This window comes from Cupriavidus basilensis OR16 (assembly GCF_000243095.1).
In the GTDB taxonomy this organism is placed as follows: domain Bacteria; phylum Pseudomonadota; class Gammaproteobacteria; order Burkholderiales; family Burkholderiaceae; genus Cupriavidus; species Cupriavidus basilensis_D.
Genome location: NZ_AHJE01000002.1, coordinates 48120 through 69283, shown reverse-complemented (window position 1 = coordinate 69283; position 21164 = coordinate 48120). Strand labels below are relative to the sequence as shown.

At 66.0% G+C, this 21164-nt stretch carries 17 protein-coding genes and 2 pseudogenes; 6 read left to right on the top strand and 13 right to left on the bottom strand.

The genetic code is table 11. The features are described 5' to 3' along the window. Positions 1 to 33: 33 nt before the first annotated feature. From OR16_RS00785 to OR16_RS43325, 11 genes are all read right to left on the bottom strand, one after another. Positions 34 to 2013, bottom strand: a complete 1980-nt coding sequence (locus OR16_RS00785; protein ID WP_006156063.1) for a hypothetical protein — start codon at positions 2011 to 2013, stop codon at positions 34 to 36. 59 nt (positions 2014 to 2072) lie between these two features. Beyond that, entirely contained in the window at positions 2073 to 4271 is a 2199-nt protein-coding gene (locus OR16_RS00780) for a glycosyltransferase family 41 protein (protein WP_006156062.1), read from the bottom strand. 266 nt (positions 4272 to 4537) lie between these two features. Beyond that, positions 4538 to 4870, bottom strand: coding sequence for an EscU/YscU/HrcU family type III secretion system export apparatus switch protein (locus OR16_RS00775; protein ID WP_006156061.1), 333 nt, complete (start codon positions 4868 to 4870; stop codon positions 4538 to 4540). After that, positions 4867 to 6240 carry a flagellar hook-length control protein FliK gene (locus OR16_RS00770; protein WP_006156060.1) on the bottom strand — a complete coding sequence of 458 codons (1374 nt, stop codon included), beginning with the start codon at positions 6238 to 6240 and terminating at the stop codon, positions 4867 to 4869. Before OR16_RS00770 ends, OR16_RS00775 begins: the two co-directional genes overlap by 4 nt. 8 nt (positions 6241 to 6248) lie before the next feature. Continuing rightward, on the bottom strand, positions 6249 to 6590 hold the full coding sequence (locus tag OR16_RS00765; protein ID WP_006156059.1) for a flagellar protein FliT: 342 nt from the start codon (positions 6588 to 6590) through the stop codon (positions 6249 to 6251). Position 6591: 1 nt separating this feature from the next. Further along, positions 6592 to 7032, bottom strand: coding sequence for a flagellar export chaperone FliS (gene fliS, locus OR16_RS00760; RefSeq protein WP_006156058.1), 441 nt, complete (start codon positions 7030 to 7032; stop codon positions 6592 to 6594). 50 nt (positions 7033 to 7082) lie between these two features. Continuing rightward, entirely contained in the window at positions 7083 to 8510 is a 1428-nt protein-coding gene (gene fliD, locus OR16_RS00755; RefSeq protein ID WP_043417891.1) for a flagellar filament capping protein FliD, read from the bottom strand. 46 nt (positions 8511 to 8556) lie between these two features. Then, a complete protein-coding gene (locus OR16_RS00750) occupies positions 8557 to 8934 on the bottom strand; it encodes a flagellar protein FlaG (protein ID WP_006156056.1) in 378 nt (125 codons plus the stop codon). 140 nt (positions 8935 to 9074) lie between these two features. Beyond that, complete coding sequence (locus OR16_RS00745) at positions 9075 to 10403, bottom strand: FliC/FljB family flagellin (protein WP_006156055.1); 1329 nt, start codon at positions 10401 to 10403, stop codon at positions 9075 to 9077. A gap of 215 nt (positions 10404 to 10618) precedes the next feature. Continuing rightward, the gene (locus tag OR16_RS00740) at positions 10619 to 10942 is read right to left on the bottom strand and encodes an RNA chaperone Hfq (protein WP_006156054.1); all 324 of its coding nucleotides are present in this window, start codon (positions 10940 to 10942) and stop codon (positions 10619 to 10621) included. 720 nt (positions 10943 to 11662) lie between these two features. Then, the gene (locus OR16_RS43325) at positions 11663 to 11911 is read right to left on the bottom strand and encodes a hypothetical protein (protein ID WP_141639811.1); all 249 of its coding nucleotides are present in this window, start codon (positions 11909 to 11911) and stop codon (positions 11663 to 11665) included. Between OR16_RS43325 and OR16_RS47135 the strand changes: the two genes are divergently transcribed. Both OR16_RS47135 and OR16_RS00730 read left to right on the top strand, forming a co-directional pair. Beyond that, positions 11886 to 13931 (top strand): methyl-accepting chemotaxis protein, encoded by a 2046-nt coding sequence (locus tag OR16_RS47135; RefSeq protein WP_006156052.1) that lies wholly within the window; start codon positions 11886 to 11888, stop codon positions 13929 to 13931. The genes OR16_RS43325 and OR16_RS47135 overlap by 26 nt on opposite strands. 385 nt (positions 13932 to 14316) lie before the next feature. After that, positions 14317 to 15799, top strand: a pseudogene (locus OR16_RS00730) (MDR family MFS transporter). Between the two features lie 28 nt (positions 15800 to 15827). Here OR16_RS00730 and OR16_RS00725 read toward each other — a convergent pair. Continuing rightward, positions 15828 to 16169 (bottom strand): DUF190 domain-containing protein, encoded by a 342-nt coding sequence (locus OR16_RS00725; RefSeq protein ID WP_006156051.1) that lies wholly within the window; start codon positions 16167 to 16169, stop codon positions 15828 to 15830. Between the two features lie 329 nt (positions 16170 to 16498). Here OR16_RS00725 and OR16_RS00720 point away from each other — a divergent pair. After that, a pseudogene (locus OR16_RS00720) lies at positions 16499 to 17479 on the top strand (Bug family tripartite tricarboxylate transporter substrate binding protein). 134 nt (positions 17480 to 17613) lie between these two features. On the opposite strand, the gene OR16_RS00715 reads toward OR16_RS00720, so the two are convergent. Further along, positions 17614 to 18132 carry a MarR family winged helix-turn-helix transcriptional regulator gene (locus OR16_RS00715; RefSeq protein ID WP_043417889.1) on the bottom strand — a complete coding sequence of 173 codons (519 nt, stop codon included), beginning with the start codon at positions 18130 to 18132 and terminating at the stop codon, positions 17614 to 17616. Between the two features lie 135 nt (positions 18133 to 18267). Here OR16_RS00715 and badH point away from each other — a divergent pair, with 135 nt between their 5' ends. The 3 genes from badH (at position 18268) to aliB (ending at position 21102) form a co-directional block, all read left to right on the top strand. Then, positions 18268 to 19035, top strand: coding sequence for a 2-hydroxycyclohexanecarboxyl-CoA dehydrogenase (badH, locus tag OR16_RS00710; protein WP_006156049.1), 768 nt, complete (start codon positions 18268 to 18270; stop codon positions 19033 to 19035). A 50-nt stretch (positions 19036 to 19085) separates the two neighbouring features. Further along, positions 19086 to 19868, top strand: coding sequence for a 2-ketocyclohexanecarboxyl-CoA hydrolase (gene badI / locus OR16_RS00705; protein WP_006156048.1), 783 nt, complete (start codon positions 19086 to 19088; stop codon positions 19866 to 19868). A gap of 82 nt (positions 19869 to 19950) precedes the next feature. Continuing rightward, on the top strand, positions 19951 to 21102 hold the full coding sequence (aliB, locus tag OR16_RS00700; RefSeq protein ID WP_006156047.1) for a cyclohexanecarboxyl-CoA dehydrogenase: 1152 nt from the start codon (positions 19951 to 19953) through the stop codon (positions 21100 to 21102). Positions 21103 to 21164 lie beyond the last annotated feature (62 nt).

Sequence of the window (21164 nt, the reverse complement as noted above, 5' to 3'; positions counted from 1 at the left end):
GTTTGTCGTGGCCGCCTTCGTCCATGCGTACGCTCAGCAGCCCAGCGCGAACGCGACCAGCCAGTGCTTGCTCCACTTTGCCGACATGTTCTCCAGCAGGCTGCTCAGCTCGATATGCCGGGCTTCCTCCAGCAGCAGGCCGATGGTCAGCACGAGTTCTTCCATGGAATGCCATGCGCCGGCGCAGAACACGCCGTCCTGCGTGCGCGCCTCGAGATGACTGACGTCGCGGTGCTGCCCGACCAGCGCCACCGCCTGGCTTTCGAACCAGCGCGCGAAGCCAGCGGCGTCGAAGATCGCACTCTTCTCGAAGCGGTGCCGCATGCTCAGGCGCAGGGCATTGAGCTGGTCGAGGCTGCTGGCTAGGCTGGCCGCCACCGTGACATAGGCTTCTTCGGTCTCGCAGATCAGCTCGTCCAGCCCCATGGCGTGCAGGAACGGCGCCGAAACGCGGGTGTGGAAGGGGGCGCAGGCCAGCGTGACCACGGGCACGCCCATCCAGAGCGCGTCGCAGGTGGTATTGCCGCCTGTGACGGGGGAGGTATCCAGCACGATGTCGATATCGTGGTAGGTCAGGTATTGGTTCTTGCCTTCCCTCGGGATGCAGCTCACCCGCTGCGTATCGATTCCGGCCTGCTGCATGCGCTCCAGAAGCGGAATCCTTACCTCGTCCCGGTCGAGTTCCGCGGCTTCCACCAGCAGCCGGCTATCCGCGCAGCTTGCCAGGGTGGTGCTCCAGAGCCGCAGCGTGCGGTCCGTGATCTTGCCGAGGTTGTTGCAGGAGCCGAAGGTGATGAAGCCGTTGCGGGTGGCGGGCGTTTCGCGTACCTGGTATTCGGGCTGGTAGGCCTTTAGCGGACTATTGATCATCGGGTAGTAGACCGCGAAGATGCCCGGCGCGCGCAACAGGTTTTCCGTGTAGTGCGATTCGGCCCCAGCCGGGTCGCCGATCCAGTCCGTGATGCGATGGTGGATGGCTGGCATCCCGGTGCTGCCGGGATAACCCAGCCAGGTGAGCTGGACGGGCGCCAGGCCATAGACCATGTAGTGCAAGGGCGAGGTGCCCGTGTAGCCGCCGAGATCGATCAGCAGGTCGAGGTTTTCCTCGCGCACTGTCCGCACGACTTCGTTCTCCGCCATGTTGGCGACGTCGACGAAGCGATCGCAATACATGGCGATCTTTTGCGTGACGGTGTCCCGATAGGCGTGCAGGCCGAGCGCCACCACTTCGAATCGCGCCCGGTCCAGATTGGCGATGAAGGGAATCAGGATGTAGGAGCACGCGTGGCGGAACAGGTCATTCGAAAGAATGCCAATGCGAATGCGCTCGGACGCCGGCCTCTGTTGCACGTGCAACAGAGGCCGGCGCTTGCTCGCAAGCAACTGCGCGAAGCTGCCGGCTTCCTTCAGCAGGTCGCCGGCGCTCGTCTTCTCGCCGAACAACAAGAGGAACAGCAGATTGGAGCGGATGCTCTTGTTGTCCGGGTCAAGGGCCGCGGCCTTCCTGAGTACCGAGATCGCGTCTTCCGCGAATCCCGTGTCTTTCAGGTCGTTGGCGTAATTTGCCAGGATGGCGGGATTGTTGGGGGCGATCTCGAGCGCTTTGAGAGACGCGTGCTTGGCGTCCGCATGCAGGGCCAGCTTCTGCAGGACGATGGCATAGTTGGCCCAGGCCGCCAGGCTGCGCGGGTGTGCGGCGACGCAGTCCCGCAGCATGATGCGGGCCGGCTCGTGCTTGCCCATCGTGCTCAGGATGCGGGCGACCGTGGCGATCATGTCAGGCTGGTTCGGGTGCGCCTTCAACCCGTCCTGCGCGATGCGGTAAGCCTGCTCGATCTGCTGCAGGCCGAGCGTGGCTACGGCGCGCAAGTAGTAGGCCTGGTAGAGGCCGGGGGCCAGCTTGCCAGCCTTCTCCGCATGTTCGATGGCTTCAGGGTACCGGCCGGCGAAGTAGCTGGCCTCGGCCTTCTTGATGTACCGATCGGCTTTGGAGCTGGCTGCGTTGTTCTTCATGCTGTGTAGGCTAGTTTGTCAGGCGAGGCGGCGCGCGGCCAGGGCTTGCGCGGCGGCCATCAGGCGTGGGCCGGTTCGAGGTCTTGCGCTTGCGCGATGTCGATGCCGAGCACTTCGAGGACCGTGGGCGCGCCTTGCTGCTCCAGGAATGCAAGGCTCATGCCGAATTGCTGTTGCAGGAATTCACCCAGCATGCCCTTGTCATACTGGTACGCATCCATGCGGGTGCTGAGCACACGATAGAGCGGCAGGTGATAGGCGCGCAGGCCGATGCTCTCCATCAGGTATTCCACGCAGGCGTCGTGCTGTCCGCTGTGATGCGCGATCTCGGCCAGTACATAGGCCGTGATCCAGTGCCTGGGCCATTTCGCGGAGAAGTTCTCCATCAGGCTGCGCAGCTCCACGTGGCGCTGGGCTTCGAGCAGGCCTGCGATCGCCACCACGATCTCGGTCATGGTGTGCCAGGCATCGGCGAAGTAGACGCCATCGCGTGAGCCGGCAGTCTGCCGATCGAGTGGCCTGTGCGGCTGGACCAGGGTGGTCAACTGATCTTCCAGCCAGCGCGCGAATCCTGCGCTGTCGGCCAGGGGGCTCTGCTCGAAGCGCTGCCTGGTCGATAGCCGCAAAGCATTGAGCTCTTCGAGGTGGGTGGCCAGGTGCACCGCGACCTCGACGTACTCGCCTTCGTCCGCACACACCAGGCCATCGAGCCCGATGGCATGCAAGACACCCGCGGAGATCCGCGAGTGGTAGGCGGCGCCGGCGCGCGATACCACCGGCACACCCATCCACACGGCGTCGCACGTGGTGGTGCCGCCGGTCAGCGGCCACGTGTCGAGGACGATGTCGATGTTGTTCGCGTCGATGCCGACCCGGGCCAGGCGTGCCAGCAGTGGCCCGCTCACGGTGTCGTTGTCGATGTCGCGCGCTTCGATCAGCAGCCGGCTGCCGGGGCAGCGCGCCATCACGGCGCCCCACAGGGCAAGGGTCTGGTCGGTCACCTTGCCCAGGTTGTTGCAGGAGCCAAAGGTGATCGCGCCAGTTCCGTTGCGCAGAGCCGGTGTGTCCTGGACCCGGTATTTGGCTCCGTAGGTCTCAAGCGGGCTATGGATCAGCGGGGCATATGTGCAAAAGGCAGGCGCCCTGAGCAGGGCTTCGCTGTAGTGCGGCTCGAATCCTTCCGGATCGCAGGTCCAGTCGGTGATGCGGTAGTCAATGGCGCTTAGCCCTGTGCTGCCAGGGTAGCCCAGCCACGTCATCTGTACCGGCGCCAGGCCGTGGACCATATAGGGCAGTGGGGAAGTTCCGGTATGGCCGCCGAGGTCGATCAGCACGTCGATCTGCTGGCCGCGCACGATGTCGACGATATCGGCGGTGGACTTGCCGGCCAACTCGATGAACTGGTTGGCGTGCAGCCGGATCTTGTCGGTGACGTGGTCGCTCTGCGGGTTGAGCGAGAACGCCACCACCTCTACGCGGCTGCGGTCCAGGTTGGCAAGCAGCGGCAGAATGAAGTAGGCACAGGCGTGCCGCAGCAGGTCATTGGATAGCAGGCCTAGGCGGATCGGGCCGCCGTCCTGGCGCAGGGCGTGCTTGCGCAGCGCGAAGCGCTGCCCGGCCAGCAGCAGCCGTTCGTAGGCCCTGGCCTCGCGCAGCAGGTCGGCTGCCGTGGTTTCCTGCGCAAACAACATGGCGAATAGCAGATTGGCCCGGATCGCAAGGTTCTTCGGTGCCAGTCTTACCGCTTTCCAGAGCGCCTCCATGGCCTCGCCCATCTCCCCGGTTTCCTTCAGGGCGAGGGCGTAGTTGCAGGCAGCGATGGGCTCGTTCGGATCGATGGCCAGCGCCTTGAGCGCGGCTTCCTTCGCCGCCGCGGGCTCGCGCAGCTCCAGCAGCAGGGCCGCGTAGTGCACCCATCCGCTGATGACGCCCGGCGCGTTGGCGACGCATTGCTGCAGCAACTGCCTGGCGTCCTCGTGCTGGCCATTGCGCAGCAGGACAAAGCCGCCCAGCGACATCAGGTCGATGTCCGCCGGGAAGCGCTGTAAGCCGTCGCGCAGGATCTCGCCGGCTTGCTGCGTATCCTGCATCCCCAGTGCCGCGGCCATTTGCCAATAGCTGGCGTCGGCCCGCTTGCCATGGATTTGCTCCGCTCGTTCGGCCTCCTTGAATGCGGCGCGGTATTGGCCGACATTGTAGAGTTCACGCGCCTTGTCGATCTGACGCGGTGCCTTGGAAGCAGTCTGGAATGGTTTCATCGTTTAGGCCCGTCTTGGCGGGCTGGAACAGGTAGTACGCATTGATGGCAATGCCGCCGCCGCTGCCGCTCTGCCGCCACGGGCCGTGAACCGCAGTTTTCGCAAGGGCAATGGCCAGGCTGTTTTGGCCCCCCAAAACTTAACAGGGCGTCACGCACGGGGAGGCGGGAATACAGGCCAAAAACAAGGCCAATTCGAGGGGCTTGGAAGTCGTGAGATGAATACGCCGCGTGAATGCCAGGAGCCTGGCGCGGCGGGCGGGCGCGTCAGCCCTGGGTGCGGTGTTGCGGGCCGGATGCGGGGCCGGCGCTAGCCTGGTCCTGCTCGAGCTGATACAGCCATGCCAGCAGTTCCGCCACCGCCATGTAGAGCTGCGGGGGGATGTGCGAGTCCAGGTTGACCTGCATCAGCAGGGTCACCAGCGCGGGCGAGTTGTGAACGTAGACGCCGCTCTCGCGGGCGCGGGCGATGATGGCATCGGCGACCTCGCCGTAGCCCTTGGCGACCACGCGCGGGCCACTGTCGCGGCTTTCGTCATAGCTCAGCGCGACCGCGCTGCCGCGCGGGCTGCCGTCGAGCACATCGTCCGGGTAGCTCATGATCCGATGCTCCGGCCGGGCGACAGGATGCCATCCACCGCCAGCGTGGTGAGGTTCAGTCCGGTGGCGGCCAGCCGATCCTGCAATTGCGCGCGTGCCGCGTTCAGGCGGTTGACCGAGTCCGGCGCGGCCAGGCGCGCTTCGATGCCGTTGCCGGCCAGGCTCAGGCGTGCTTCCACCGTGCCGAGGTTGGGAAACTCCAGCACCAGCCGCGTCGACCACACGCCGGCGGCAGGATCGGGGCCTTCGCCCTGGCTGCGCGCCGGGCTGTCATCGGGCTCGCGCCGGATCTGCCAGTCCATTGGCGTGCCCGGCCATGCCTCGCCCATCCAGCGGAACTGCTGGGTGGCGAGGGCATCGAGCTGCTGGCGCACCAGCGTGGCGGCGTCGGGATGGACCGGCGGGCCAACCGGCGCCGCCAGTTGCCGAGCCTCGACCGCGGTGCCGCCATCGCGCCAGGCGCTATCGATGTCCAGATGCCTGGCTTGCGCCGGCGGCCCCGCCTGTGCCGCTGACGCCGCCTGGTAAGCCAGCGTGGCCTGATGGGCAAGATGGGCCGAGGGGCCTTGCGGGACTGGCAGCGACGAGGGAGCAGCGGCGGGTTGCGCCGTGTTGCTGTTGCTGTTGCCTGAGCCTCGCGGCGCCGGCACGGGGGCCGCTGGGCCCGCCTCGGCATCGACGAGTGCCCCCAGGGTTGCGGCTGCCAGGTTGATGGCCGTACCGCTGGCGGCCGGCGGTTGCGCCTGCGCCGCCGGTGCGGGCGGCGCGGCAGGGCTTGCCGAGGACTCATACGTCAGCGCCAACACGGGCCGCGGCACGCCGCTCGTGTTGGCGTTGGCGCTTGCGTTCGCGTTCGCGTCAGGGTTGCCGGCGTCAGGCGTGCCCGGCGGGCGGCCCAGCATGGCTTGCGGCTCGCGCAGCAGGCTGTCCAGACTGCGCGTGCCGTTGAGCAGCTGTCCCAGGTGGGATTCGTAGAACAGGCCGCTTTGCCCGACCTGGCGCGCCAGCGCACTGGCCAGCGTGGCAGCCTGGCCGCTGCCGGGCGGTGTGGGCAGGAGTGGGGCGGAGCCGCGCAGCGGCGTGGATTCGGTGCCTTCCAGGATATCCAGGATGACGCGCGCAGCCGAGCTCAAGGTCTCGCGCGCCGAGGCTGGCGCCGTGCCGGCCTCGGGGTTGAGCCCGCCGCCGTTGACCTGGCCAGGACGGCCTTGCTGCACCGTGGGGCCGCCAGTAGCGGGGCCCACCGTATCGGTGACGGTGCCCGTGGGCAGCAGTGCGGCCAGCTTGGCTACGCTCAGTGCGGATGTGAGGCCTTGCGTATCCGCACGCAGCGCGAGCGAAGGGTCCGGCGGAAGATTGATGCCGACCATTCAGCGTATCAGAGGGTTGCGTCAGCGCCGTAGGTGTGGTGCAGTTCCAGGCGGCGGCGCGAGTGATTGAGCATGTCGCCGAGGCGTTCGAGCTGGGGCATCACCAGGTTGCGGATGGCGGCGTCCTGCGACAGGATGCTCTCCAGCATCTGATAGCGGTAGCGGCGCTCCTGAGGCGAGAGCAAGGCCACGTCGTCGTTATTGCGCAGCACATTGACCTGGGCTACGTAACGGGTCTGCAACGCGCTCAGGGTGTCCCAGTCGCTAGCGCGTGCGGCTTCGCACATCTGCCCGGACAGGCCGAGCAGTTCTTCATAGCAGGCGATGAGACGGTTCTTTTGCCTGAGCATGTCATACCCCTACCGAGACAGCTTCCGGGGGCCGCAGCGACTGTTGCTCCGGCTCCGCGGCAGGGTCGATCTGACTCCACGCCGAGGCCAGCTCGGCCAGCAGCTTGTCCACTTCGAACAGCCGGTCGTCATCGTTATGCAGGTTGGCCAGCATGAGCTGGCGGGTCATGTACTCGTAGAGCGCATCGAGGTTGCCCGTCAGTTCGGCGCTGGCGCCGTGGTCCAGCGAGGCGCGCAGGCCGCTGTCGATGATCTCGATCGCCTTCGAAATGGCCATGCCCTTGTCGGCGATCTTGCCCGCTTCCATGTGGAAGCGCGCGCGGGCGATGGCGGCCCGCGCGCCGTCGAACAGCATCACGATGAGCCGGTGCGGAGAGGCGCTCATGGCTCCGGTCTGGACGCCTACATTGGCGTAGGCGTTGGCGGCAGTGCGTGCGTACATGGCGACGATCCCTAGGTTTGGTGCGGCGGGTGCGAACGGGCTGACGTGGGTCAGGCCGTCGTGCCGCTCGCAGCAGAAAACTGCTGCGTTAGATAGTTCTTGGTGGCGGTCATCTGCGACATGATCGAGTCCAGTTGCTGGAACTGGGTACGATACTGCGCGACGGTGGCATCGATCTGGGCGGACATGTCGGTGTAGTCCGTAGCCAGCGACTTGAGTTGCGCGTTGACGCCGTTGGTGGCGGTGGTCAGCGCGCCGCTGGTGCTGGAGAAACCGGCTGCCATGGTCGCCAGCTGGTTGCCATAGCCCGACTTGCCGTCCGTGCCGCTGAACAGCTGGGCCACGCCGGCTTTGTTGCTGGCCAATACGCTGTTCAACTTGGAGGTGTCGAGCGACATGGTGCCGTCCGCGTTGAAGCCGATGCCGATCTGCGTCAGGTTGTTCAGGCTGCCGCTGGCGCCCGTCTGCGGCGTGTTGATCACGGAGCGCAGTTGGTTCTCGATCGTGCGCAGGGTGCTGTCGCCCAGCAGCACGCCCGCGGTCTTGTTGGTCGCGTCGTAGCTGGACAGATTGCCGGCCGTGGTCTGCAGCGTGTTGTAGGCGGAGACAAAGTTCTGCACCGCGCCGGCCATCGTCGAGGTGTCGGTGGACACGCTGATCGTGCTGGAGCCGAGCGTGGCCAGGTTCATCGTGACGCCCTGCGCAGCGCCCTGGACCGTGTTGGTGGCGCTAGTGATCGCCAAGCCATTGATGGTGAGCTTGGCGTCCGCGGCCTTGACATTCTCGGCCATGGCCTTGGTGCCGGCCGGGTCGTATGACAGCAGGCCGCTGATGGTGCTGGGGTCGCCCGCGCCATTGCTGGCAACCGTCACGCGCATGCTTGACGCAGCGCCGGTCGTGTTGGACGTCATCACCAGGTGATAGGGCGTGCTGCTGCCATCATTGACGATGCTGGCGGTGACGCCGGCATTGGCCGCGTTGATCGCATCGCGGATGCCGGTCAGCGTGTTGTTGGTGCCATTGATATTGATCGTGGTGGGCGTGCCACTGCCTGGCGTGAACGTCGTGCCGCTGGTGGTGCCGAACTCGATCTTGATGCTGGCGCTGCCCAGTAGCTGGCCGGTGCTGTCGGTGATGCCGTTGGACACCAGCGTCTGCGACTGTGCCAGGGCCGTCACGTTAACGGCATAGCTGCCCGCCACCGCGGTTTTGTCCGCGGCCGTGGTCAGCACACTGGTGTTGCTCGACGTGGTGCTGGTGCTGTTATACAGGCTGGACATGCCGAGCGCGGCGGCTGCGGTCTGGAACGCGGCCACGGCGCCCTGGAGCGTGCCGTAAGCCGACAGCTTGGTGGTCGCGGCAGTCTGCTGCTCCGTGATCGGCGTGAGCTTTGCCTCTTCCCCCGTCTGCAGGTTAGTCAACAAGGTACTGAGGTCCAGTCCGGAACCAACGCCAAGCGACGAAATCGATGAACTCATGATTGCTACCTGTGATGACTTTGTTCGAGGGGGGAAGGTTGGCCGCTCAAGCGGTCTGGTGAATCAGTAGGCCTTGCAGCTTGTCGATGGCACGGGTGATGCGCAGGACTTCTTTCGAGGGAAACTGACGGATGGTGTCGCCAGTGGCTTTGTCCACCACGACCATCACGAATCTGTGTGTTTCGCTGTCGATGCTGAACCGCACCTCGACCGGCGTGGCCCGCAAGGCATCGTTGAGGCTGGCAAGCGCGCTGGCCAGTTCCTTGGGGTTGGCGCCCTCCGTCTTGCTGGCGGCGGTGCCTTGGGCAACGGCCGAACCTGCTTGCTGGGCGGCCGCGGGCGCGCTTGCCGTCTCCGCGGGCGCAGCCGGGGTGGCGGTTGGCGTGGCGGTCATGGGCGATAGCAGTTCGGGCGATCTGATCATGGTCTGTCTCGCGGCGGTTGGGTCGGAGCATAAAAGCCCCGGTGGAAACGCTTTCAGAGCGGAGACCGCTCTGGAAGCATTCCCGGCAGTGCCGGGCCCGAAGACCCGGCACTACTAGGAGGGTGACGACTGTTGCGGGATTAACGCAGCAGCGACAGCACGCCTTGGGTGGTCTGGTTGGCCTGGGCCAGCACAGCCGTACCTGCTTGTTGCAGGATCTGGGCGCGCGACATGTTCGACACTTCCGTCGCGTAGTCGGCGTCTTGAATGCGCGAGCGCGATGCCGACAGGTTCGTGACAGCCGAACCCAGGTTGGAGATTGCCGAGTTGAAGCGGTTTTGCACGGCGCCCAGCGAGCTGCGCAGCTTGTCGACCGTTGCCAGTGCGGCGTCGATCGTGGTCAGCGGGTTGGTGCTGCCCACGCCGGTGAAGGCGGTGGTAGCGGTGGTGGTGCCGCTGGTGCTCAGTTCGATCTGGGTGGAGTTGCTGGTGGTCGAAGCAGCGGAGCCGCCGTTGACCAGTGCTGCCGGGCCCGAGGTGCTGTCCAGAGCGTAGTTGTTGCCGCCTTGGGTCACGTAGGCAACGGCCGCGCCGTTGGAGTCAGCGCCAACCTTGACCAGCTGGCCAGTCACGGTGTTACCCGTGTTGCCGTTGGCTGCGTCGCCAATCTTGATGTCGGCCGTGTTCAGGACGACCTTGCCGGTGGCATTGTCAACCGATGCTGCGTAGTAGTCGCTGCCCGACTTGACCACGTAGCTCTTGGTGGCATTGCCGGCCGAGTCCAGCACGTTGCTCAGTTGCAGGTCCTTGGCGTTGACGGTTGCGCCGGTGGCGGTCGTCAGGGAGGTTGCGGCTGCGCTCAGGTCAACTGCGACCGGTGCGGAACCCGAAGCGGCGACCACGGTGGTGATGGCGGCGCTGGTTGCCAGCGAGTTCTTGGCAACCGTGAAGCCCGTCATGCCCAGGGTCTTCGAGCTGATTTCCTTCAGGTCGATCGAGATGGTCTGGCCGTCTTGCGCGCCAACTTGCACCTTCAGCGACGATGCGGTCGACGACAGGACCTTCACGCCGTTGAAGTCGGTTTGTTGCGACGTACGGTCGATTTCAGCCATACGCTGGGTAATTTCGTCCTGGATCGACTTCAGATCGCTGGTCGAGTTGCTGCCCGTTGCGGCTTGCACGGCCAGGGTACGGATAGCTTGCAGGTTGTTGTTGACTTCGGTCAGCGCGCCTTCAGTGGTTTGCGACAGCGAGATACCGTCGTTGGCGTTACGTTGAGCTTGGGTCAGGCCGTTGATGTTCGAGGTGAAGCGGTTGGCAATTGCCTGGCCAGCAGCGTCATCCTTGGCGCTGTTAATACGCAGGCCCGAGGACAGGCGCTGGATCGCGCTGTTCAGCGACGATTGCGACGAGCTCAGGTTGTTCTGCGTCATCAGGGACAACGTGTTGGTATTGATGACCATCGACATGGTACGACTCCTATTCTTTTACAAGTGAGTTGTGCAATCCGGCTGTTGCCGCAACGTTGGCTGCCAGGCAATGCTGGGCAGAAGTGCCACCGTTGTTTGGGTTATCGGTTAGGGCCGGAAAAGATTTAGAGTGATCTTTGTGATGGATTGAAACTAAGTGACGGCTTCGGGGTAAAACGAGTCCGTCCGGGCCTGCGGTGCGGCGCCGGCAACGCCTAGCGGCGCTTGCGGGTACGCGGTGTATATAAGCTGACAAACTCCGGCGAGGTCTCCGCCCCGGGCACGCAGGCCATGGCCTCGGGCGCGTTGGCCGGCGTGATCACGGCAATGGAGTGCTTGTAGACGATTTGCGGCATCGGGTCCTGCGCAGACTCCGCCAGCAGCACCATATAGTTGTCCGCGGCGACGATCACGCCGTGCAGCCGAATTCCGTTCGACAGGTGCACGACGACAGGATTGCGACTTGCGCTGTGGGTGGAGAGCTGCAGGTGCTGCAGGTTCCGGCTCGGGCGAGCGATCCTGGTTTCCTTCTTGTTCACAACTTCTCCGGAAGAGCCCGCTCGGGTTCTGGCGGCTGGCGACGGTCCAATAACTGGGCCTGGGCAAATGGGGGGGGTACAGCACGGTTGGGCACCGGCTGGGCGGGGCGGGGGATGAAACATCCGCTCTCGCTGCTGGCGCGGGACGAGGCGGCATGGACCGGGACCGGCCCTGGCTTGTGTCCGGGCGGCGGATCCGATGCTGCCCCGCAAGCTGAGGCGGGCGACGCCGCCAGAAGAGAAGAGGAAGACTTCAGGGGCGAGAGTAACAAAATTTTACAAATTTTGACGATTGGGGAGGCGCGTCTCGTGTAGAGGTTTTCCTCTAATAAAACAATTGTGCCACGCTGCTGTCCGATGAGGTGACGGGCGTCGGCGTAGCAAGTCCCAACGCCACCCGCGCCCGCATTCCCCTGCTAGCAAAGGTTTGCGGGCAACAAGGCGGCCTTGGCCTGCTACCGTGAAGCATCCCATGCCAGGTATTCGCCACATGAGTGGCATCGCCAGCACTTTTGCTATCAGAGATATCCCTGATAGAAATGGGATTTACACCTCATGTAAGCAGGTTTATATTGCCCCGTGAGCCTTTCGGCTCTAAGCAGTCCTGGAAAGCCTACGAGCACCCCGCGCGTGGGCTTCTTTTTTTGTGCGCCCACTTTGTTCGTTGTGTGCCCTCGACGGCAAGCGCCGGTGGCGGCACTTCGAAGTGCATGGGTGACATTAGACGACAGGTTGCAGCCGGCCAATTGCTCGAATTGCCAGGCTTTTCCCCCTCATATTTCCTTTCAAATCCGCATTTCTGCGCTTCTTTGCAGAAGTCGCTTCGTAGCCCTCAAGCTTGCCGCCGTCCCTGCCGTTAAGCCCGCGATGCGGCGTCGCTCCGGAAATCTGTCCGGGGCGAGGATAAAGCACGCGCGAGTAAGAATAAAAAGGAGCCGGGAAGATGCGTTGGTTGCGAAACTTTGGCATTGGGGCGCGCCTGACGGTGGCGTTTTCGCTGGTGGCGCTGCTGCTGGTAGCCGTGGCTGTGCTGGGCATGATGTCCCTGCGCACCATGAACGAATCGATGCGCCTGACGGTGGAAGGGCGCCTGTTCAAGGTGCTGGAGATCGAGCGCGTCAAGCAAGACGCGCTGCGCACCGGCATCTTGGTGCGCGACGCCACCCTGAATGAAGATCCGGTCGCCGTGCGGCGCAACGCCGAGCGTATCGGCGCGCTGCGCCAGGACATGGGCGGTGCGCTGGATGAACTGGGGAAGTGGCTGTCCAAGTCGGCCAAGCCTGAGATCCGGGAAACCTATCGTGCCCTGATTGAGGCACGCAATGCCTACGACAGCCAGCTCGGCACCGTGCTGCGCCAGTTGGAAGGCGGCGAGTTCGACAACGCCCGCAGCGCATTGGTGGCGACCCTGCCGGCGGCCCAGGCGCCTTACTTCGACAAGCTGAGCGAATTGTCCGACGGCGGGCGCAAGGTGGCCCTGGCTGCCGTGCAAGAGGCCAACGCCAGCTATGAAATGGCGCGCGACCTGCTGCTGGGCCTGACCGCGGCCGCGCTCGCCCTGGCGGCGATCCTCGGCATCGGCATCACGCGTTCGATCACGCGGCCGGCGCGGCAAGCGCTGGACGCGGCACAGGCGCTCGCGCACGGCAACCTGACTTATGTCATCGAGGCCAGCAGCGATGACGAGATGGGCCGCATGCTGGGCGCGCTGGAACGCGCCTTCGGGCAGTTGGCGGCACTGGTGAACGGCATCCAGGGCGCGACGCGCTCGATCAATGGCGCCACCCGGGAAATCGCCAGGGGCAATACCGACCTGTCCCAGCGCACGGAAGAGCAGGCGGCGTCCCTTGAGCAGACCGCGGCCTCCATGGAGCAGCTCACCTCGACAGTCAAGCAGAACGCTGCCAACGCACGCCACGCCAACGAACTGGCGGTGAGCGCTTCCGGGGTGGCGACCGAGGGCGGCCGTGCTGTGCGCGGCGTGGTCGAGACCATGCAGCATATTTCGCAGTCGTCGGCCAAGGTCGCTGAAATCGTTGGTGTGATTGAAGGGATCGCCTTCCAGACCAATATCCTGGCGCTCAACGCGGCCGTGGAGGCGGCTCGCGCTGGCGAGCAGGGGCGTGGTTTTAGCGTGGTGGCAGCGGAGGTGCGCAGCCTGGCCCAGCGGTCTTCGTCCGCGGCCAAGGAAATCGGCCAACTGATCAATGGCTCGGTGGGGCAAGTGGCCCATGGCGCCAGGCAGGTCGAGGACGCCGGCCGCACCATGGACGATATTGTCGGCGCGGTGAAGCGCGTGACCGACATCATGGGCGAGATCGCCGCGGCCAGCGAGGAGCAGTCGTCCGGCATCGAGCAGGTCAACCGCGCCATCAACCAGATGGAAAGCGTCACGCAGCAGAACGCTGCGCTGGTGGAGCAAGCCGCCGCCGCCGCCGAGAGCTTGCAGCAGCAGGCCGCGGGGCTGGTCGACGACGTATCCCGGTTCCAGGTGACGCCGGTGCAAGCGCACGTCGCGCGGGCGCCAGCGCCGCGACTGGTAGCGGCAGCGCGCGTGGTGCCGCCAGCCGCCGCACGGCACCCGTCCGTGGGTGGCAAGAGCCACCCGCCGGCGCGCCAGGCGGTTGCTCGTCCGGCACCGGCCAACGCCGCGGCTCCGGCCGCCCGTGCAGTCCAGGCCGCACCTGCCGCACCTGCCGCGGCGGCTGCCCGCGTTACGCCGGCAACCGCCGCCAAGCCGGTGGTCCGCCCGGCCGCCGCCACGCCGCGTGCCAGCGCCGTGCGGACCAGCCGCGAGCCCGTGCTGCCCAGCAAGGCCCGCGCGCCTGTGGTGCGCCAGGGCCGCGAACCTGTGCTGTCGTCCAAGTCGCTGCCCGCCGCTCGCCAGGCCAAGCCTGCCGCGGTGGTGGCGCCGGCGGCACGCCGCGCCACACGCACGCCGGCCGCTGGCAGCCTGGCCGTGGCCGGCGGCGACTGGGAGTCCTTTTGAGCCCGGCCACGTCGCCGTTTGCTGCGTAGCGCAGCGGCGGCGTTCCGGTTCCGGTTCCGGCAGGCCGGCCGGGGAGGCGGCTGCAAGGCGGCAGGCTTAGGCCTACAATGACGCCCTTGTATACAAAAAACAGACAGGAGCGACGCGGCCCGTTCGAGGTGGCGTCGCACTCCATGTCCCTGGCCGCAAGCGTTCTCTCTCCCTCCAGCCCATGACCGCCGTCTCCGTGCCGCCCTTCCCGGCGGCTTCAGCTCCGCCTTCCTCCCCCCAGCCACCCGCGAGCGCAACCGCTTCCGTCACTTCGGCTTCCTCCTCGGCCGCCGATCCTGCCGGCAAGCCTGGCAACACGGCATCCGGCCCTCCGGCGGTGCCGCCGGTGCCTGTCATGCAGATCATCTTCGGGCTGATGCTGGCGATCCTGCTGGGTGCGCTGGAGCAATCGATCGTGGCCGTGGTGCTGCCGGAAATCGCGCTGCAGCTCAACGGTTTCGAAGAAATGGCCTGGGTGGTCTCGGCCTACCTGGTGGCCTCCACGGTGGTGACGCCGATCTACGGCAAGCTGTCCGACCTGCTCGGACGGCGCTCGGTACTCTCGTTCGCCATCGTGCTGTTCTTCCTGGCCTCCATCGCCTGCGCGATGGCGCAGACCATGCCGCAGCTGATCATCGCGCGCATCCTGCAAGGGCTGGGCGGCGGCGGGCTGATCTCGGTGTCGCAAGCCACGATTGCCGATGTGGTGCCGCTGCGTGACCGTGGCCGCTACCAGGGCTATGTGAGCGGCGTATGGGCCGTGGCCAGCATGGCCGGCCCGGTGATCGGCGGCTACCTGGCGCACTACCTGTCATGGCGCTGGATTTTCTGGATCAACCTGCCGCTGGCGCTGATCGCGCTGCTGGTGGTCCGCCGCGCGCTCAAGCACCTGCCGGCGGGCGGGCGCCGCCATCGCATCGATTACGTTGGCGCACTGCTGTTCGGTGGCGGCCTGACCGGCGTGCTGGTGTTCCTGACCCGGCTCGGGCAAGGGCAGTCGGCCGCAACGCCGCAGACGCTTGGCCTGCTGGCGGCCGGGTTGGTCGCCATGGCGCTGTTCGTGTGGCAGGAGCGCCGGGTAACCGATCCGATGATCCCGCTGGACATGTTGCGCGTGCCGACGGTCACGATCTGCTGCGTCACCCTGTTCCTGTGCTTCTTCCAGCTGATCGCCATGTCCGTGCTGCTGCCGCTGCGCTTCCAGGTGGTGGGCGGCGTGCAGGCCGATGGCGCCGCGCTGCGGCTGGTGCCGCTGACGCTGTCCATCCCGTTCGGCGCGTATCTCGGGCCGGCTGATGACGTGGAGCGGCCGCTACAAGCCGCTGCAACTGGCAGGCTCGCTGGCCGCGCCGCTGGCGATCGTTGCGCTGGCGTTTGTCGATCCGCATGCGGTACTGCTGACCGCGCTGGCGATGGTGACCCTCGGCCTGGCCATCGGGCTGCAGTTGCCCAGCGGCCTGGTCGCCACTCAGAACGCTGTGCCCGCGCACCAGGTGGGCGTGGCCACGGCGCTGACCGCCTTCTCGCGCATGCTCGGCGGCGCGGTCGGCGTGGCGGTGCTGACCACGGTGCTGATCGCGCTGCTGCGCCATAGCGGCATGGGCGTGGCGGACCTGGCCGGCGGCGAGGACATCCTGATGAGCATGTTCCACCGTGCCATGGTGGGCGGCGATACGGCCGATGCCGGCGCGGTGCGGGCGGCGGCCGAAGTGGCGTTCCGTACCCTGTTCCTGCTCAGCGCCGCCGTGTCGCTGTTGGCGCCGTTCCTGGTGGCGCGTTTGCCCGAGGCCACCCTGCGTGGCAGCACCGGCGCCAGCGTGGCGGCCAGCATGGATTGACTGGCGCCACGCTGGCCGTCCGGCCAGGTCAGGGGCCCTGCGCCCCTGGCGCGCTGCTTTTCCCCAGGAAGCCGAACTCCACCGGCGTCTTGGCGTAGAACACCTGGATGTCTTCCAGGGCGAGGCGGTCGAACAAGCGCTGCACCTCTTCCTCCGTGGCAATCACGGTGATCTCCTCCGGCCGGTCGGCCAGCTCCATGAAATGCCAGGTATGAAAGCGTCGGTCATGGCCGATGCCTTCGGCCGCCACGATATGCGTGGCACCGCGGATATGCAGCTCGCGCAGGATCTGCAGCAGCCAGTGGGATAGCTGCTTGCCGTGATGGCGGCGGTTTTCGATGGTGAACAGGGTGAGCTGGAAGCCTTGCACGGCAGCCTCCTTGGTTGCCCCTTTGCAGCGTGTTCGCGTGCCGCGGATGTGGCATGAACGGTGTGCGCCGGACAGCGGGGGCCGTCTTCAGTGTAGGCGCGATACCTCCCTCTCCAAAAACCAAGTGTTTACCCTAGTCTCGGCGCCTAAAAGGACCGGCTATATTTCTTTTGTTTCAATAGCGATCTTTGGTTTTATATATAAAACAAATAACGGCTAAAACCTAAAAGTTGAAAGTTGAAAGCCAAGAGATCACCCTCATTACGCCAACCGCTCAGCAGGCCCCTCGAGTGCGACATCTGAAGTCCGAACCAAACATTAGGCGCGCACTGCGCGGGCCTGCCATTGCCTGCCTCGCGCTCGCCAGCCCGTGGGCTGGCGCGGCCCCCGCTGGCCGGGCCGTGCAACCGGCCACAGCCTGCAGCGCGCTGCGCATCGTCGTGCCGTTTCCGGCCGCCGGCCCTGCCGATCTGCTGGCGCGCACGCTCGCGCAGGGTTTGCACCAGCGCCGTGGCGTCACCGTGGTGGTGGACAACAAGCCCGGTGCCAACGGCAACATCGGCATGGACGCCGCGCGCCGCGCGCGGGGGATGGCTGCACCTTGCTGGTAGCGCCGGCCGGCAACCCTGACCATCAACCCCACGCTGTTCCCGTCGCTGTCTTATCACGTCGAGCGCGACTTCCTTCCCGTTTCGCTGCTGGCAAGTTCGCCCAATGTGCTGGCGGTGCACCCTTCCGTGCGTGCAAGCTCCGTGCAGGAACTGGTAGCGCTGGCCCGGCGCGCCACTCCGCCGCTTGGCTATGCCAGCCCCGGTGTGGGCAGTGGTCTGCACCTGGCTGGCGAGCTGTTCCGCCAGCAGACCGGCGTCGCGCTGCTGCATGTGCCTTATAAGGGCACCACGCAGGCGCTCAACGACGTGGTGGGCGGGCAGGTGCCGATCCTGTTCGGCACGCTGCCCACGCTGGCGCCCTTCATCCGCTCCGGCGCGTTGCGCGCGCTGGCCGTGACCCAGGCCAGCCGCTCGCCCGCGGCGCCCGCGATTCCGTCGCTGGCAGAGCAGGGCGTGCGCGGCATCGAGGTCAGCTCGTGGTACGCGCTGCTGGTGCCGCACGCCACGCCGGCGCCGGTGGTGGAGGCGCTCCATGCCGACGTGCGTGAAGTCTTCGACGGCAAGGCGGTGCGTGAGGAACTGGCGCGCCAGGGCATGGAGCCGGTTGCCAGCACGCCTGATGCGCTAGCCACGCGCATCCGCCAGGAAAGCGCGAGCTGGGCCGAACTGATCCGCGCGCGCGGCATCAAGGCTGAATAAGGCGACAGCGTCATTACGCGATAGCGCAATGACGCAATGACGCAATGACGCAATGACGCAATGACGCAATGACGCAATGACGCAAGCGCCGGCGCTGGTTGCCGGTTTGCGTCCCCCCCTTCACGCATTCCGCCTCACTCCCGCCCATCCTCCGCCGTGGGCCCTTCGGCATCCAGTCCCTTCATGTTCTCCAGCAGCTTGAGCAGGTAGTGCAACGTGTGGGTGATGTCGCCGGTTGAAAAATCGGCCAGCGCCCGCTCGTAGTAATCCCGGATCTTGGGCTGCGCCAGGCGCAGCCACACATGGCGCCCGGTCTGGGTCATGGTGACCAGCCGCGAGCGCCGGTCGCGCCCGTCGGGCGCCATGCTCAGGTGGCCGTCGCGCTCCATGCGGCTGATCAGCCCCGACAGGTTCTGCCGGCTCACCATCAAGTAGCGCGCCAGGTCGCCCACGCTCATGCCATCGGCCGCCTGCGGCCGCGACAGCGCGCCCAGCACGGCCCACTGCTGCGTCGTCAGGCCTTCGGCCTCGACCGCCCTTGACCCCGTTTTATGCAACATATTTGCACATTGGTACAGGCGAAAGAACAGTCTGTTTGCCATTTCCATGCGTGCCGCAGGCGCAAGATCATCATCAAAATTGGGGTTAACCATCATAAATTCCACAGTAGCCGTACTTGCATTGGTCCATCTGCCCGCCTAATATACGTCAATATATTTACGTATTTAACCGCTGGCGCGCGACGCGATAGCCGCACGATAGCACCCTGGACCACGTAGGAGAACACTGTGCAAAGACTCGAAGGCAAGACGGTCATCGTGACCGGTGGTGGTGGTGGCATCGGCGGGGCAACCTGCCGGCGCTTTGCGCGCGAGGGCGCCGCCGTGGCGGTGCTGGACCTGAACCTGGCGGCCGCGCAGCAGGTAGCCGAGCGTATCTGCGAAGACGGTGGCCGTGCCGAGGCCTTCCAGTGCGACATCACGGACCGCGTCAGCGTCGACGCTGCCGTGGCGGCCACCACCAGCCAGCTTGGCCCGATCGACGTGCTGGTCAACAACGCCGGCTGGGACGTGTTCAAGCCCTTTACCAAGACAGAGCCGGCGCAATGGGACCGCTTGATCGCCATCAACCTCACCGGCGCGCTGCATATGCACCACGCGGTGCTGCCCGGCATGGTGGAGCGCAAGCGCGGGCGCATCGTCAACATCGCCTCCGACGCGGCGCGGGTGGGCTCATCCGGCGAGGCGGTCTACGCCGCGTGCAAGGGCGGCCTGGTGTCGTTCTCGAAGACCATCGCCCGCGAGCACGCCCGCCACGGCATCACCGTCAACGTGGTGTGCCCGGGCCCGACCGATACCGCGCTGTTCGAGGATTACAAGCAAGGCGCCGGCAATCCGGAAAAGCTGATCGAAGCCTTCACCCGCTCGATCCCGCTGGGCCGCATCGGCCAGCCGGACGACCTGCCCGGCGCGATCCTGTTCTTCGCCGGCGACGACGCGGCGTTTATTACCGGGCAGGTGCTGAGCGTGTCGGGCGGCCTGACCATGAACGGCTGAATGCGGCTGCGGCGATATCGACGACAACGCAGACAACGGAGACAAAGACCATGAACTACGAAGACATCCTCTACGAAGTGCGCCACGGCGCGGCCTGGATCACCATCAACCGTCCGGAGAAGATGAACGCCTTCCGCGGGCGCACCTGCGACGAGCTGATCCACGCCATCAACCGCGCCGGCTATGACCGGGAGATCGGCGCCATCGTGCTCGCCGGCGCCGGCGAAAAAGCGTTCTGCACCGGCGGCGACCAGTCCGCCCACGAAGGCCAGTACGACGGCCGTGGCACCATCGGCCTGCCGATGGAGGAACTGCACAACGCCATCCGTGACGTGCCCAAGCCAGTGATCGCCCGCGTGCAGGGCTACGCCATCGGCGGTGGCAACGTCATCTGCACGATCTGCGACTTCACCATCGCCTCCGAGAGGGCCGTGTTCGGGCAGGTCGGCCCCAAGGTCGGCTCGGTCGATCCCGGCTATGGCACGGCGTTCCTGGCTCGCGTGGTCGGCGAGAAAAAAGCGCGCGAGATCTGGTACATGTGCCGCCGCTATCCGGCCACCGAAGCCCTCGCCATGGGCCTCGTCAACACCGTCGTCCCGCATGAACAGCTCGATGCCGAAGTGCAGAAGTGGTGCGACGAGATCATGGAGAAGAGCCCCACCGCGCTGGCCATCGCCAAGCGCTCGTTCAACATGGACACGGCCCACCAGAGCGGCATTGCCGGCATGGGCATGTACGCGCTCAAGCTCTATTACGACACCGAGGAATCGCGCGAGGGCGTCACCGCCTTCCAGGAAAAGCGCAAGCCCGACTTTCGCAAGTACGCGAAGTGAGCCAGCCATTGCCGGCACAAGCAACGCGGCCGCATGGCGCATCGCATCAGCGCGCCATGCGGCAAGACATCCTGGAGACGCCATGAACCCCTATCTCGACGAAGACCTGGTTGCACTGGGCGATCATGCCCGCCGCTTCGCCACCGAACGTATCGCGCCCGGCTTCCTGGCGCGCGACCGCACCCGCGAGCTTGACCGCGCGCTGATGCGCGAAATGGGCCAGATGGGCTTTATCGCCCCTGAACTGCCCGAGCAGTATGGTGGCCAGGGGCTGGGCTGCCTGGCCGCCGGCGTGATTCATGAAGAGGTGGCACGCGCCGACCTTAGCCTCTCTTATGTCAACCTGCTGGCCTCGCTGAACGGGCAGATCCTGGCTCAGCACGCCGCCCCGGAGATCGCGCGTCCGTGGCTGCAGCGCCTGACGCAAGGCGAGGCCCTGTTCGCCATTGCGCTGACCGAGCCGCGCGGCGGCTCCGATGCGGCCAGCCTGCGCTTGCGCATGGAGCGTGACGGCGACCACTACGTGCTCAACGGCGAGAAGACCTCCATTTCCGCGGCCGACCAGGCCGACGCCGCCGTGGTGTTCGCGCGCAGCGGCTCCGTGGAGGCGGGCGCGCGCGGCGTCTCGGCGTTGCTGGTGCCGATGGACCTGCCCGGCATCACCACCAACCGCTTCGACTGCCACGGCCAGCGCGCCATCGGGCGCGGCTCGATCTTCTTCGAGAACGTACGCGTGCCCGTCAGCCACCTGCTTGGCAAGGAGGGCGAGGGCTTTGTGCAGGTGATGCAGGGCTTCGATTTCTCCCGCGCGCTGATCGGCCTGCAGGTGCTGGCGGTGGCCAAGGCGAGCCTGGAAGAAACCTGGGAATACGTGGCCGAGCGCCAGGCCTTCGGCAAGCCGCTGGCGGCTTTCCAGGGCGTATCCCATCCGCTGGCGGATTTCGAGACGCAGGTCACCGCGGCGCGCCTGCTGTGCCTGCAGACGCTCTGGCTGAAGGACCGCGGCCTGCCGCACACGGCCGAAGCCGCGATGTGCAAATGGTGGGCGCCCAAGCTGGCTTACGACGTGGTGCACCAGTGCCTGCTGTCGTTCGGCCACGGCGGCTACGACCGCGGCCCGATGGAGCAGCGCCTGCGTGATGTGCTCGGTTTCCAGATCGGCGACGGCACGGCCCAGATCATGAAGACCATCATCGCCCGCACCCGCGCTGGCCGGGAAGCGGTGCCGGCCTGATATCGCCCGCGAGAAGAGCCGGACGGCAAGCCTGGCCACAACGACACCAACGGCCACAACGA